Source organism: Weissella confusa (assembly GCF_004766315.1).
Lineage (GTDB): Bacteria > Bacillota > Bacilli > Lactobacillales > Lactobacillaceae > Weissella > Weissella confusa_A.
In genome coordinates this window covers 1-13,820 of the sequence record NZ_PVSN01000026.1, presented here as the reverse complement: position 1 = coordinate 13,820, position 13,820 = coordinate 1, and the positions used below count along the sequence as shown (strand labels likewise).

Sequence of the window (13,820 nt, the reverse complement as noted above, 5' to 3'; positions counted from 1 at the left end):
TACCATTTCAAAAAAATAAGCTCAGTCGCCTGAGCTTATCTAGCTTTTATTTTGCAACAACTGGTTCAGCTGTTACTTCTGAGGTCGACACAGTCGTTAATACTTCAGATGTAACCAAATCACTACTTTGTTGTGCAGCGATCGCAGTTGTTTCCAACGCTGTTACAACACCAGCAAATAGCAACAAACCAAACAACAAGACTAGCGCCGTAGCAATTGTTCGCGTACGCCGAGCATGTGTGACACGTGTTTCCATAATCGTATTCCCCCTAGATATGTCCTAACTTTATTTATTACAGTTAGTTTACAACTAGATAACGACGATTGCTTTTCTAAAGCGTTAATGTAAATCACTTAATTTATGAATTTTTGAAAACGTTTTCAAAAAATAAAAGACTTACCAGCAATCCGTACCAAAAGTATCGTTGATTGCTGATAAATCTCTTTAAAACAAAAGACCCGATTATCACCGTCGCGACAATTGAGCCTTTTGCAAATTGTGATCACAATAAGTGAAACAAACCCATGCGCATGAGTTTATTTCGTCGCTAGCGGGTGATCGATGTTTATAGTATCGCTGATAGGTGCGATATTTTCAGGATGAAACTGTAACGAATCTCTGAACAAAACGCCGACAAAAAAGGTCAGAGACGGAATCTCTGACCTAATTGATTACTTCTTATTCTTCTTAGCTAGCATTTGCTCACGCAACATTGCTACCTTATCAGCCTTTGAAACGGCACCCTTCTTTTCAGATTGGTACTTTACGTTCATGGCTTTCGTCTTATCATCTAGTAAATAACGACCCATAATTAACGACGCTTCTTCTTGTTCTTTTGAATACGACGAGCCATTTGCTTCATCGCCATGTTTGCCATCTTGCCCTTTAGGCCACCGCCCATACCAGGCATTCCACCTGGCATTCCTGGCATGCCGCCACCCATGGCACCCATCATTTGTTCCATGCCGGCCATGTTACCGTTCATCATACCGCTCATCATCTTCTTCATCTCATTGAATTGCTTGATCAAACGGTTAACTTCAACAACTGGACGTCCAGCCCCAGCCGCCAAACGACGACGACGTGATGGGTTCAACAAATCTGGGTTCTCACGCTCAGCAGGCGTCATTGACATCACAATGGCCTTAATGTGCGCCATATCCTTAGGGTCAACCTTCACGTTTGCCAAAGCTGGATTGTTAGCCATACCTGGAATCATCTTCAACAAGTCTTCGATTGGTCCCATGTTTTGCACTTGATCCATTTGGGCAATGAAGTCGTTAAAGTCAAACGTGTTTGACTTCATCTTTTCCATTGTCTCGGCTGCTTGCTTTTCGTCAAAGTCCTTTTGGGCCTTTTCAATCAACGTCAACAAGTCACCCATACCAAGGATACGGCTAGCCATACGATCTGGATAGAAGACATCCAAATCAGCCATCTTCTCACCTTGACCGACGAACTTGATTGGCTTACCCGTAACGGCACGAATTGACAAAGCCGCTCCACCACGTGTATCACCATCCAACTTAGTCAAAACAACACCAGTAACGTCCAAACGCTCGTTAAAGCCTTCAGCCGTTTCCACTGCGTTTTGTCCAGTCATGGCATCGACAACCAACAAGATTTCATCTGGGTTAGCGATTTCCTTAACGTCAGCCAACTCTTGCATCAACGCTTCGTCGATTTGCAAACGACCAGCCGCGTCAATGAAGACGTAATCTGACTTCAATTCAGCCGCCTTGGCCAAACCTTGGCGCACGATGTCACGTGGATCAGCGTCTGTTCCCATTTCAAAAACAGGCACATCAATTTGCTCACCCAACGTCTTCAATTGATCAATGGCAGCGGGACGGTAAACGTCGGCTGCAATCATCAATGGACGTGCGTTCTTCTCGTTCTTCAACTTCAAAGCTAGCTTTCCGGCCGTAGTCGTCTTACCAGCTCCTTGCAAACCAACCATCATGATAACCGTTGGAATCTTGTCAGATACGTTCAATGGCACATCTGACTCACCCATCATGGCAGTCAATTCATCATTAACAATTGATACAATTTGTTGGGCAGGGTTCAACCCTTCCAACACCTTAGCACCAGCCGCCTTCTCACGGACGTTACGAACAAAGTCCTTAACAACCGTGAAGTTAACGTCGGCTTCCAACAATGCTAGACGAATCTCGCGCATTGTCTCGCGCAAGTCCGCATCTGTCACCTTTCCCTTGCGACGCAATCCGCTCAAGGCGTTTTGCAATCGCTCCGTCAAACCTTCAAAGGCCATGGTTTACTCCTCTTCTAATGTCACCAAACGCTCAGCTAAATGAGTTAGCTCAGCATCATTGGGATACTTTTCTTGAATATAGCCGTTTAATTGCTCGGCCGCAGCTTGGCGCTGAAGATAATCGGCAAACAAGTGTAGCTTGGCTTCATAATCTTCCAGCAATTGTGTGCTGCGCTTTAGATTATCATACACGGCTTGACGTGAGACCTCAAATTCTTCAGCAATCTCACCCAGCGAATAATCGTCAGCGTAGTACAACTGCAAATAGTCGTTTTGCTTAGACGTCAGCAATGGTTGATAGAAATCAAACAAGGCATTCAAGCGCGTGTTTTTTTCTAGCTCCATTACTTCTCATCCTCCAACAAACTACCAAACAAGCTCTTCGCAAAGTCATCGGCGTCGAATGGTTGCAAGTCACCAACTTGTTCACCAAGTCCAACCCACTTAACTGGCAAGTGCAATTCGTTTCGAATTGGCAAGATAATACCACCCTTGGCAGTACCATCCAACTTAGTCAAAACAATTCCCGTCACGTCAGTTGAATCCTTGAACAAGCGTGCTTGTTGCAAAGCGTTTTGACCCGTCGTGGCATCCAAAGCCAACAAGACTTCTTGTGGCTCGTTTGGCAACTCACGCGTGATAATACGCTTCATCTTAGCCAACTCTTGCATCAAGTTCACGTTATTTTGCAAACGACCAGCCGTGTCGACGAATAGCACATCGGCATTCGTTTCAATGGCCGTCTTCACACCATCGTACACAACTGAAGCCGGATCAGCATTCGGCTCACCAGCGACAACCGGAATGTCGTTACGCTCACCCCAGGCTTGCAATTGTTGTGTTGCTCCCGCACGGAACGTATCCGCTGCTGCCAACAACACCTTCTTGCCTTCAGCCTTGTAGCGAGCTGACATCTTACCAATCGTCGTCGTCTTACCAACACCGTTAACACCAACGAACAAAATAACCGTTGGACCTTCAGGTGCAAAGTGCATTGATGCATCTTCATTAACACCTTGTGAACGATAATGCTCGACCAACTTATCAACGATAACACGTGAGATATCAGCCTTGCTCTTAGCGTTCTTCAACTTAACTTCATCGCGCAACTCATCGGTCAATTGCAATGCCGTCGCGGCACCGACGTCAGCGCCAATCAACGTTTCTTCCAAATCTTCGAAGAAATCCTCGTCGACTGAACGGAAGTTGGCCATAAAGGCATTCCAACGCTCTGACCAAGTCTTACGCGTCTTCGTCAATCCTTCGTCCAAGTTCGTTTCAGAAGTTACTTCGGCAACTGGTGCTTCAGATTCAGCGACAACTTCTTCTTCCGGTTCTACAACCGGTTCAACTGTTTCCGTTTCAGCTTCTGGTTCAGCCACAACAGGTGCGACCTTCTCATGCGTCGGCAACACAATCTCAACCGCTTGACCAGCAGTTGGTTGCAACACTTCCGCCGCTAGTGATGTTGGTTCAGCTGGTGCTTCCCCATTTTCCCATGTGTTTGGGTACAACACTTCAACTTTGACAGTTGGGGTTTCAGGCTTTTTCTTAAAAAAATCAAACAATCCCATTGTTCATTTCCCCATTAATTTTCTGCTAGCGTATTGTCTAGCTCTTGCAAGTTAACCGATACCATCGTTGAGACACCCGGCTCTTGCATAGTAACACCGTAAAGTACGTCAGCGTTCGTCATCGTACCCTTACGGTGAGTAATCACGATAAATTGGGTACGATCGTTAACTTCATGCAAATAACGTGCAAAACGGTCAACGTTGGCTTCATCAAGCGCTGCTTCTGTTTCATCCAAAACCGCAAACGGCACAGGACGAACTTCAAGAATTGCAAACAGCAAACTAAGCGCCGTTAGCGCCTTCTCACCGCCAGACAAAAGACTCATTTGCTGGAATTTCTTACCAGGTGGCTGAGCCTTAATATCAACACCTGTTGTCAACAGGTGTTCTGGGTCAGTGAGTTCGAGCTTGGCTTGACCACCACCAAACATCTTTACAAAGATTTCTGAGAAGTGCGCTGCAATCGCATCAAATGTGTCCTTGAAGCGCGTTTCAACTTCTTCATCCATCTCTGACATCGTTTGACGGAGATTGTCTTGTGCGTCAATCAAATCAGTTTGTTGTTGCGTCAAGAAGTCATAACGCTCCTTAACCTCAGCATACTCTTCGATAGCGTTTAAGTTAACGTTTCCGATTTCAGCCAAGCCTTGCTTCAACAACTTCAATTGTGTACGAATACTGTCAATTGGCATGTCAGACATCTCAGCCTTGGCAAACTCAAATGACGTGTCATGCGTTTCTTCCAACGTGCGCTCACCATTTTGAACGGCGGCACGCAACTCTCCTTGACGACCACTCAACTTGCTTAGCGTTGACATGGCATCCGTCTGCGCTTCTTGCGCTTGGACAAGCATCCCCTCCGCAACGTTAATGCGGTCATTCAAGTCAGCCAATTGCTCCGTCAACTCAGCCAACAAATTAGTGGTTGCGTCTTTATCAGCATTGGCCGTCGCCAATTCAGATGACAAACGTTGTTGTACGTCACTTTGATCAGACGTCAAATCGGTCATTTGTTGTTGATAGTTGTTCAAACGAGCTTGTTCAGCTTCAATTTGTTCAACGATATCTTCGTGACGTACTTGCGCAGCTTGCACGTTGGCTTGAGCCGTTGCCAATTCAGCGCGCAATTCTGTCAACTCTGTATCAGCATCTGAAATGCGAGCTAACAATTCCGTACGCTCATCAGTCAATTCAGTTAATTGTGCTTGCAACTTAGCTTGCTTAGCCGTCAAATTAGTGACTTCAGAAGCATTCTCTGCAACCATCGTTTCATGATCAGCTGTGCCTGAGCTTGAAACATTAAATTCATAACTTAATGCCATCTTCTCTTTTTGCACTTGTGCCAAACGTTCTTCAGCAACTTGCAACTTGGCCGTTGCTTGTTGTGCACGTTCGTTAGCTGCTAGCACCTTAGCTTGTTGCTCATTGAATGACGCCGTCACGTTTTGCAACTCAGCATCAATTTCACGAACCTGGCGTTCCAAAACAGCCGTTTCATCATGTAACGTCGCAACTTGCGCCGTCAACGTTTCCACTTCGTTCTGCTGTGAAAGCAAACCGTTACCTTGGTTACGATTTGCCCCACCAGTCATTGATCCACCGGCATTCATTACTTGACCATCAAGGGTTACAATGCGAACACGTTGTTGCAATGCGCGGGCCATTGGTACCGCCTCATCCATCGACTTGGCAATCACCGTCGTGCCCAACAAGTTTTTCACAACCGTGTTATAAGTGACATCCGTCTTCACCAAGTCAGCCGCAATGCCGATAAACCCAGGTTGGTTTTGGGCAGTCTCAATTTGTCCCTGTTGCAATTCACGTGAACGAATCGTTGACAATGGCAAGAACGTGACACGTCCTAAACGGTGTTCCGTCAAGTAGCGAATGGCTTGCTTACCAACTTGTTCATCAGTCACGACCACGTTTTGCAACGCACCACCAAGAGCTGCTTCAATCGCCGTTTGGTGAGGTGCTTCAACTGAAATCAATTCAGCCAAAACCCCATGAATGCCTTGGAAATTATCTTTGGCCTTCATCAAGTTACGCACACCCTGGAAATAGCCATCATAGTTTTCTGACAAGCGACTCAACGATTGCAAACGCGTTGACAATCGTTGATCCTCTTCCATCTTGCTAAACCATTCTTGGCGTTGGGCCTGACTTTTCGCTTCAAGCTCCTTACCAGCGGTTTGCAAACGGACAAACTCAGCTTGGGCATCTGCCAAAACGGTCGTCGCCTCGTCAACCTCGGCTTGCGCAGTTTTCACATTCGCCGTTGCTGTAGCAATTTGCTCGTCCAGCAACGTACTACGTTGTTGTAAACGGGCAGACTCAGCATCATTTCGTTCATGTTCTTGCGCCAAGTATGACTGTTGATTCTTAGCTGTCGTCAATGCTTGCATCGCATCAACTAAGTTTGCACGAACTTGTTCGATTTCCTCACTAACCGCCGCTTCTTGTTGACGTGGATGTGAGGCCGTCAATTCAGTAATCTGCAAACGCAATTCGTCTGCAGATTCTTTCTGACTAGCCACCTTCTTTTGACGTGTTGCTTCCGTCACCTTCAAATCAGCCAGACGTGATTCAACCTGCGCAATTTGCGCCTTTAATTCACGCGTCGCATTTGAACGATTTGCTGAACGCTCTGCTTGCAACTTTTGCTCACCGCTCAATTGCTCAACAGCAGTCGTCAACGCCAATAACTTGTCTTGTGCTTCTTGACGAGCTGTTTCTGCTTGGGTTCGCTCATCCTTCATCGCCGTCAAAGAGTCCGTCTGTTGCTTCACAACTTTTGCTTGTTCATCACTAGCTTGCTCAGCACCAGCCAATTCACGGGCAATTTCAGTTTGCTCATTGTACCAATCAGTCAATTCCAAAACCAAACGTGATTGGTCAAGCTTGTCAAATTGCTTCTTGGTTTCAAGATAATCTTGTGCCTTCGCTGACTGCTCAGCCAATGGCTCAACGCGTCCTTCCAATTCATACAAAATATCTTGGACACGGTTCAAGTTTTCTTGGACACCCGTCAATTCTTTCTCAGCTTTGTCCTTGTTTTGCTTGTACTTATAAACACCTGCGACATCTTCGATAATCGTTCGTCGATCTTCAGGCTTAGCACTAAAAATGCTTTCCACACGGCCCTGCGAAATGATTGAGAAACTTTCGCGTCCCAATCCAGAATCCATAAACAACTCATGGATATCCTTCAAGCGTACCGTCGTACCGTTAATTTGGTAACGTGAATCACCATTACGGTACAGCGTACGGGTAATTCGAATTTCAGAATACTCTGAATTCAAATAATGGTCAGTGTTGTCGAACGTAATCGACACTTCCGCACGATTAAGTGGCGCGCGTTGTGCCGTTCCACCAAAGATGACGTCCGACATTTTGTCACCACGCAATCCTTTGGCAGACTGTTCACCCATAACCCAGCGAATCGATTCGATGATGTTTGATTTACCAGAACCATTCGGTCCAACAACCCCTGTGATTCCTGGCATAAATTCAATCTTGGTACGATCGGCGAATGATTTAAATCCACCAATCTCCAATGTTTTTAATTTCATACCGATTCCCTAGTTCTTCGTCAAAGTTTGATAAGCTGCACGAGCGGCCGCCTTTTCAGCTTCCTTCGTTGACTTTCCCTCTCCAGTCGCCAACGCTTGCTCGTTGACCGATACCTCAACCGTAAAGATTTGTTCATTGTTCTCAACCGGGCGTTCAGATAGCTTCGTGTAAGCAATCTTTACGCTACCATGACGTTGCAAGTGTTCTTGCAACTTAGACTTGTAATCAACGAATTGATCGTAGAATCCTTCATCAATCTTCGTGAACATAATTTCACCCAGGAAGTTCATGACAACCTCTTGACCCTGGTCCAGGTACAAGGCGCCAATAAAGGCTTCCCACAAATCTTCGAGCAATGAATCACGGTTTCGTGCGCCGGACAATTCTTCACCACGTCCCAGTTGGACATATTGATCAAGATGCAACTCACGTGACAAAGCTGCAAAAGCGCGAGTTTGGACCATAGAAATTCGCAACTCTGTCAATCGACCTTCATCCCAATCTGGATAACGCTTAAACAAGTACACCGCCGTTGATTGTTGCATAACCGCATCCCCAAGGAATTCTAGGCGTTGGTAATCGCGACCAGTGTAATTTGTATGTTCGTTAATATAGTTTGCTTGTGTTAATGCCTCCTCCAATAATGACACGTCATTAAAATGGATATTATGGGCAAGTGCTAATTCTGCTTGAAGTTGTTTAAACATAAGCCGTCCTTTCTAGATATACTACTCAATTATACCAGAGAAACCGTTGGTATAACGACGTTTTTTGTTGTGTCACAAGATTGAAAAAAGGCAAGGAGCACTCAAAGTGTCCTTGCCTTTAGTTTACAAATATTAAACGCGTGCTGCGATGTAATCAACAGTGTCGTTGATCGTAATCAACTTTTCAGCGTCTTCGTCAGAGATTTCTGCACCAAATTCGTCTTCCATCTCCAAAACCAATTCAACAAAGTCGATTGAATCAGCATCAATATCAGTCAAAAAGTTCAATTCACCGGTTACCTTAGCTGGGTCCAACTCAAAGTGGTCCGCAACCAATTCGATAACCTTATCCATGATTTCTTGTCGTTCCATTATTCCGTTTCCTATTCGAATATTTAACGTTATTTAGTGTAACGCTATTCGGCCGAACCGTCCACTTCATTCTCTGGACGAGCAGACAAATCTTCCTTATGGTCAGCAACGAATTGTTGGACCTTACCTACCAAATCAGCTTCCAACATCGTGTGAATTTGCTTCATTGTGTTGGCAACGGCATCAGGACCAGCTGAACCGTGCGTCTTAACAACCGGTGCGTTAACACCGATAACAACGGCACCACCATGTTGTGAGTAGTCCAAACGTGATTGAATACCCTTCAACGCTGGCTTCAACATGGCACCAGCCATCTTCGTCTTCAAGCTACCATTCATGATAGTATCCTTGATCAACTTCAACATTGACAAGGCCGTACCTTCGATTGACTTCAACGTTGCGTTTCCTGAGAATCCATCAGCAATCACAACATCAGCAGGTCCTTGCAAAACATCACGTGCTTCAACGTTTCCAACGAAGTTCAACAAGTTCTTGTCTGAACCGTAACGCAACAATTGGTGCGCTTCCTTGTGGACTTGGTCACCCTTGTCTTCTTCAGTTCCGTTGTTCAACAAACCAACACGTGGTTGGTCGTAGCCCAAGATTTCGTGAGCGTAGAATGAACCCAACACACCGTATTGGTACAAGTGAGCAGGACGGTTTTCAGCATTAGCACCCATGTCCATCATCACGAAGGCATCGTGAGGACCATCAAAGGCTGGCAAAGCCGTCATCAAAGCTGGACGATCAATTCCCTTGATACGACCAACGATAAAGATACCGGCTGCCAACAATGCACCAGTGTTACCAGCTGAGAAGACAGCATCAGCATCACCATTCTTAACGGCTTGCGCAGCCAAAACCAACGAGCTTTTCTTCTTACGACGAATTGACTTAACTGGCTCATCCGCCATGGCAATCACTTCATCAGCTTGGACCAACGTCAAACGCTCTTCGTTCTTAACGAAAGGCTTTACCTTATCCAATTGACCAAACAACAAAAACTCTGTGTCAGGCATTTGGTCACGTGCTAGTTCAACACCAGCAACGATTGCTTCAGGGGCGTTGTCGCCACCCATTGCGTCAATGGCAATCTTAAACATCATTAAATCCCTCTCGAATTCAAAAAATAATAACTAAATAAATAAATGCTAGAACAAATCTAACACACTTTTAGGAGTGGGTAAAAGTAAAAGGCGTATCTTTTTTAATCAAAATTACGATATCGCGCCATTGTTTCTGACAACATGTCAGCTAATGGTGCCAGTTCCGGATCTTTATCCCAATCAGGCTTAGAAACAATCTCAATTGCTTCCTCTTGCGCAACGGTCATCATCGCCAAATCCGCAACGGGATCACCGACACGGAATTCAGGCACACCAGATTGACGATTACCAAGAATATCACCGGCACCACGAAGTTCCAAATCCTTTTGGGCGAGCACGAAACCATCAGTCGTTCCCACCATCGCTTCCATGCGATCAATCCCGTATTGCGTTTTGGGATCACTAATTAGGAACGTGTATGACTGACGGCTACCTCGTCCAACACGACCACGCAATTGGTGTAGCTGCGATAGACCGAATCGATCAGCGTCCAAAATCAGCATGACTGTTGAATTTGGCACGTCAACGCCAACTTCGATAACCGTCGTTGAAACCAACACTTGGAACTCATTGGCCTTAAAGGCGGCCATCACATCTTCTTTTTCTTGATTTGATAAACGACCATGTAACAACCCAACCTTATACGTTGGCGCAAAGTACTCAGACAATTCGGCATAAACAGCCTCGGCATTTTGCACATCTAACGTTTCTGATTCTTCAATCAACGGTGTGACAACATAAGCCTGAGCCCCTTCTTGCAGCTGTGACTTTATAAACGCGATGGTTTTCTCCATCTCGTTACTACGTAGCCAGTACGTCTTAATTTGCTTACGACCGGCTGGTAATTGGTCAATGATAGAAACATCCATTTCACCATACGCGGTAATCGCCAGCGTTCGTGGAATTGGCGTCGCTGTCATTGCCAGAATATCTGGATTCATCCCGATTTCACGTAGCGTCGCACGTTGTTGTACACCGAAACGGTGTTGCTCATCGATAACCGCCAAGCCAAGATTTCTAAACGCGATGTCCGGTTGAATCAAAGCGTGGGTTCCAATCAAAATATCGATATCGCCATTTTCCAAATCTTCCAAAATTTGACGTCGGGCGGCAGCCTTAGTTGACCCCGTTAGCAGTTCGACGCGCACCTTTTCTGGATCGAAAAAGTTACCAATAGTTTTCGCGTGTTGTTGCGCCAAGATTTCGGTTGGTGCCATCAAAGTTGCTTGCATACCAGCGGTAATCGCCGCGTACATTGCCAACGCAGCCACGACCGTTTTACCAGAACCAACATCTCCTTGTAGCAAACGATTCATGTGAATTGGACGCTTCATATCACGCACAATTTCATTCACCACGCGCTTTTGAGCATCTGTCAGTTCAAACGGTAGCGTCGCAATAAACGCCTTTAGTTCATCGTTATTAAACGCAATCGCCCGACCACGGTTATCGCGATCCATTGACTTGATCACTTGCAAACGCATTTGAAAGACAAAAAACTCTTCAAATGACGCACTGCGACGTGCTTCGGTCGCAACCTGACCATCAGTTGGCGCATGCATGCCAAATACCGTGTCATGATGATTCATGAGCTTATAGCGGGTGCGCAAATTACTTGGCACAATATCCGTTCGCAGTAATTCACCATACTTGCCCAAGGCTTGAATAATCAAATCCTTGATGGTCTTCGCCTTGATTTCCTTTGATGATGGATAAACGGCTTCCATTTCGTCATCGCCATTGCGTGACATTAATTTAATACCAGATAGGCTTTGACGTGTTTTGTCATATGTCCCATGCACCGCAACTTCTTGGCCGATTTCAAGATTCTTACCAATCCATGGTTGATTGAAAAATGACACCATGATTGTGTCATGTTCGACCGTCAAACGGAAGCTTGTGCGTGTCTTCTTATACCCGAAGCGGTTAACCACGGGTGGCGATGTCACAACGCCTTTGAACGTTACTTTTTCGCCATCTTGCGTTTCGGCAGGCGTTTTCATCGCTAAGTCGTTATAGCGCATTGGATAGTAGCCGAGTAAGTCGTCGATTGTGAAGATGCCCAATTTATTCAGCGCTTGCACACGCTTTGGGCCAACACCATCAAGCTCATCAACTAAATCTAATAAACTAGCCATGCTTAACACCTTCCTTTCTGATGTACCATTATACCGCAAAATTAGGTTTTACTGAATATCAGGTTTGATTCATGCGCAAACACAAAAAGACAGCAACCCAAGTGTATGAGTTGCTGTCTTAATTGTTATTAACGCTTAACTGACTTGATTGAAAGAATCAAGATACCACCGATCATGGCAAATACGAATGACATGATGAAGATAGCTGAGTAACCGAAGAATGAAATGACAACGGCTGCCAAAACTGGTGCCAATGCTTGCGTCACCGTGTTTCCTAGGTTGTAAACACCCAAGAAGAAGGCAACACGGTTGCGATCGGGCACAACTTCCAAATTTAGCAAGTTATCCAATGAGTTCCAAAGTCCCATTCCCAAACCAGCCATCAAGGCGTAAATCATGATCCCCATGTCGTTGCGCAAGATGAACATTGCCAACGCACCAATTGCCAAGAAGATCGTTGAGAAACCAACTGGCAACTTCAACAACTTGAACTTGTCAGCAAATGGTCCAGCCAAGAATCCCATTGCAATACCGAAGACCAACATAATCAAGTTAATCAATTGAATTGATGATTGCGTTGCGCTAGTGCCCTTGTGCATGAAGTCCGTCATGATGTACAACAAGTACCGTGTGATGGCGAAGTTTCCAACACCTTGGAACAACTTACCCATCAAAGCCAAGTAGTAGTCACGACCAACGCGCCAAGCTGGGAAAATTGCCAAAGCTTCCTTCAATGACTTCTTTTCTTCAACTTCTGGTGTAGCAGCCTCATCGTCCGCATCCAAGTTAGATGGCTCGCGAACGATTGCAGCAGCAATCAACGTTCCGATGAATGTGATAATTCCGAATACGACAAATCCCAAACGGAATGATCCCAACATCATGGCTCCGAAGATTGTGAATCCGTTGTTACCCAACGCCATTCCCAAACCACCGTAAGCTGATGATGCTGTGGCACGACCTGAATCAGGCGCCATGTCCAACCAAGCCACCATTGGTGCAACGATGAAGTTCAATGCAACTTGACCGAACATCCAAGCGGCCAACAACGTCCAAACGTTTGGTGCTAGTGATGACCCAATCATGGCTAGCATGAAGGCAAAGGCACCCCCGACAAGCCATGGCGTACGACGACCGAAGCGTGACTTCGTCTTGTCTGACAAGGCACCGGCAACCATGTTTGAAATCGCTGCGACAATCATCGCAAGCGTTGAAAACATCGCAACCAATTGCACCTTGTGCGCACTATCAAGTTGTTGCAACATCGCTGGCAAGAACAAACTTGACGCTACGATGTATGGGCCAAGCCAAGTTGCTGGTCCGATAATTAGTCCCGGCACCAATCGGCGCAATGGAATTTCTTTAACCCGGATTATTCATCAAGACAAACAAAAAACCGCTGAAACAGCAAGTTAATACCGTTTCAGCGGGTTTTGCGCTTTCACCCGTTGGGTGAAAACCATAGGAGCTCTTTTTTATGATATTTTGTTAGTGGAAAACAAACCAAATACTCAAAAATTGGAGCGTCTAAAATTATGACTCAAAAAGTATTACCTAGCAACCATTTAGTTGCAGTTTCAGACAATGGGGCACCAATTACCTCGGATGGTGGCAGCGTGCTGCTTAGTATTTTTCTGAATTCGCCTGTAATTTCCAGGCTCTTTAATAACGTTGAATTCAACGATAATCGCAAAAATCCACGCTATGCTAAGGTAGAATTGTTATTGCAAATGCTCATTCAAGTTATCGAAGGTTATCGCAACGACGACGTTGCAGATTACTTGACCCAAGATATCGAACATCGACTTGTTTATGCGCAAAACATGGCATCTCAACCAACTATTTCCAGATTTCTATCACATCTCACGAACGAAGACATTGATGAGCTACAAGAATTAAATCGTCGTATTGTCTCTTTAATTGATGAAAGATCAGCCAATACTGAACTGGTGCTAGATTTGGATTCAACCTACTTTGAGACCTTTGGTCATCAAGAAAAAATTGGTTTTAATTATCACTACTTGAACGTCGGTTACCATCCGCTTATCATGACCGATGCTTTAACTGGAACCGT

Annotated in this window: 12 protein-coding genes; 1 reads left to right on the top strand and 11 read right to left on the bottom strand. The window is 45.3% G+C overall.

What is annotated here, in order from left to right; genetic code table 11:
- Window positions 1-46: 46 nt before the first annotated feature.
- The 11 genes from C6P11_RS04105 to C6P11_RS04060 all read right to left on the bottom strand — a co-directional run bounded on the left by C6P11_RS04105 (window position 47) and on the right by C6P11_RS04060 (window position 13,086).
- Window positions 47-256: a hypothetical protein gene (locus C6P11_RS04105; RefSeq protein WP_135518794.1), complete on the bottom strand. Its 210-nt coding sequence runs from the start codon at window positions 254-256 to the stop codon at window positions 47-49.
- A gap of 416 nt (window positions 257-672) precedes the next feature.
- Window positions 673-810, bottom strand: a complete 138-nt coding sequence (locus C6P11_RS10925) for a hypothetical protein (protein WP_003609076.1) — start codon at window positions 808-810, stop codon at window positions 673-675.
- Window positions 811-812: 2 nt separating this feature from the next.
- Window positions 813-2,276, bottom strand: coding sequence for a signal recognition particle protein (gene ffh / locus C6P11_RS04100; protein WP_003609079.1), 1,464 nt, complete (start codon window positions 2,274-2,276; stop codon window positions 813-815).
- A gap of 3 nt (window positions 2,277-2,279) precedes the next feature.
- Window positions 2,280-2,621: a putative DNA-binding protein gene (locus C6P11_RS04095; RefSeq protein WP_135518792.1), complete on the bottom strand. Its 342-nt coding sequence runs from the start codon at window positions 2,619-2,621 to the stop codon at window positions 2,280-2,282.
- Entirely contained in the window at window positions 2,621-3,850 is a 1,230-nt protein-coding gene (ftsY, locus tag C6P11_RS04090) for a signal recognition particle-docking protein FtsY (RefSeq protein ID WP_135518790.1), read from the bottom strand. Before ftsY ends, C6P11_RS04095 begins: the two co-directional genes overlap by 1 nt.
- A 14-nt stretch (window positions 3,851-3,864) precedes the next feature.
- Entirely contained in the window at window positions 3,865-7,422 is a 3,558-nt protein-coding gene (gene smc / locus C6P11_RS04085) for a chromosome segregation protein SMC (RefSeq protein WP_135518788.1), read from the bottom strand.
- Window positions 7,423-7,431: 9 nt separating this feature from the next.
- Window positions 7,432-8,130 (bottom strand): ribonuclease III, encoded by a 699-nt coding sequence (gene rnc, locus C6P11_RS04080; RefSeq protein ID WP_135518786.1) that lies wholly within the window; start codon window positions 8,128-8,130, stop codon window positions 7,432-7,434.
- Between the two features lie 132 nt (window positions 8,131-8,262).
- Window positions 8,263-8,502, bottom strand: a complete 240-nt coding sequence (acpP, locus tag C6P11_RS04075) for an acyl carrier protein (protein WP_135518784.1) — start codon at window positions 8,500-8,502, stop codon at window positions 8,263-8,265.
- A 44-nt stretch (window positions 8,503-8,546) separates the two neighbouring features.
- A complete protein-coding gene (gene plsX, locus C6P11_RS04070) occupies window positions 8,547-9,605 on the bottom strand; it encodes a phosphate acyltransferase PlsX (protein WP_135518962.1) in 1,059 nt (352 codons plus the stop codon).
- A 104-nt stretch (window positions 9,606-9,709) separates the two neighbouring features.
- Window positions 9,710-11,746 carry an ATP-dependent DNA helicase RecG gene (gene recG, locus C6P11_RS04065; RefSeq protein WP_135518782.1) on the bottom strand — a complete coding sequence of 679 codons (2,037 nt, stop codon included), beginning with the start codon at window positions 11,744-11,746 and terminating at the stop codon, window positions 9,710-9,712.
- A gap of 128 nt (window positions 11,747-11,874) precedes the next feature.
- Window positions 11,875-13,086, bottom strand: coding sequence for an MFS transporter (locus C6P11_RS04060; protein WP_245299771.1), 1,212 nt, complete (start codon window positions 13,084-13,086; stop codon window positions 11,875-11,877).
- Between the two features lie 195 nt (window positions 13,087-13,281).
- On the opposite strand from C6P11_RS04060, the gene C6P11_RS04055 reads away from it, so the two are divergent.
- Window positions 13,282-13,820, top strand: a 539-nt coding sequence (locus C6P11_RS04055) for a transposase (RefSeq protein WP_210114221.1), incomplete at its 3' end; no start/stop codon positions are given.

Bases quoted from the DNA above. Each gene is read 5' to 3' on its own strand.
- C6P11_RS04105 (WP_135518794.1), bottom strand. From the start codon at position 256: ATGGAAACACGTGTCACACATGCTCGGCGTACGCGAACAATTGCTACG.
- C6P11_RS10925 (WP_003609076.1), bottom strand. From the start codon at position 810: ATGGGTCGTTATTTACTAGATGATAAGACGAAAGCCATGAACGTAAAG.
- ffh (WP_003609079.1), bottom strand. From the start codon at position 2,276: ATGGCCTTTGAAGGTTTGACGGAGCGATTGCAAAACGCCTTGAGCGGA.
- C6P11_RS04095 (WP_135518792.1), bottom strand. From the start codon at position 2,621: ATGGAGCTAGAAAAAAACACGCGCTTGAATGCCTTGTTTGATTTCTAT.
- ftsY (WP_135518790.1), bottom strand. From the start codon at position 3,850: ATGGGATTGTTTGATTTTTTTAAGAAAAAGCCTGAAACCCCAACTGTC.
- smc (WP_135518788.1), bottom strand. From the start codon at position 7,422: ATGAAATTAAAAACATTGGAGATTGGTGGATTTAAATCATTCGCCGAT.
- rnc (WP_135518786.1), bottom strand. From the start codon at position 8,130: ATGTTTAAACAACTTCAAGCAGAATTAGCACTTGCCCATAATATCCAT.
- acpP (WP_135518784.1), bottom strand. From the start codon at position 8,502: ATGGAACGACAAGAAATCATGGATAAGGTTATCGAATTGGTTGCGGAC.
- plsX (WP_135518962.1), bottom strand. From the start codon at position 9,605: ATGTTTAAGATTGCCATTGACGCAATGGGTGGCGACAACGCCCCTGAA.
- recG (WP_135518782.1), bottom strand. From the start codon at position 11,746: ATGGCTAGTTTATTAGATTTAGTTGATGAGCTTGATGGTGTTGGCCCA.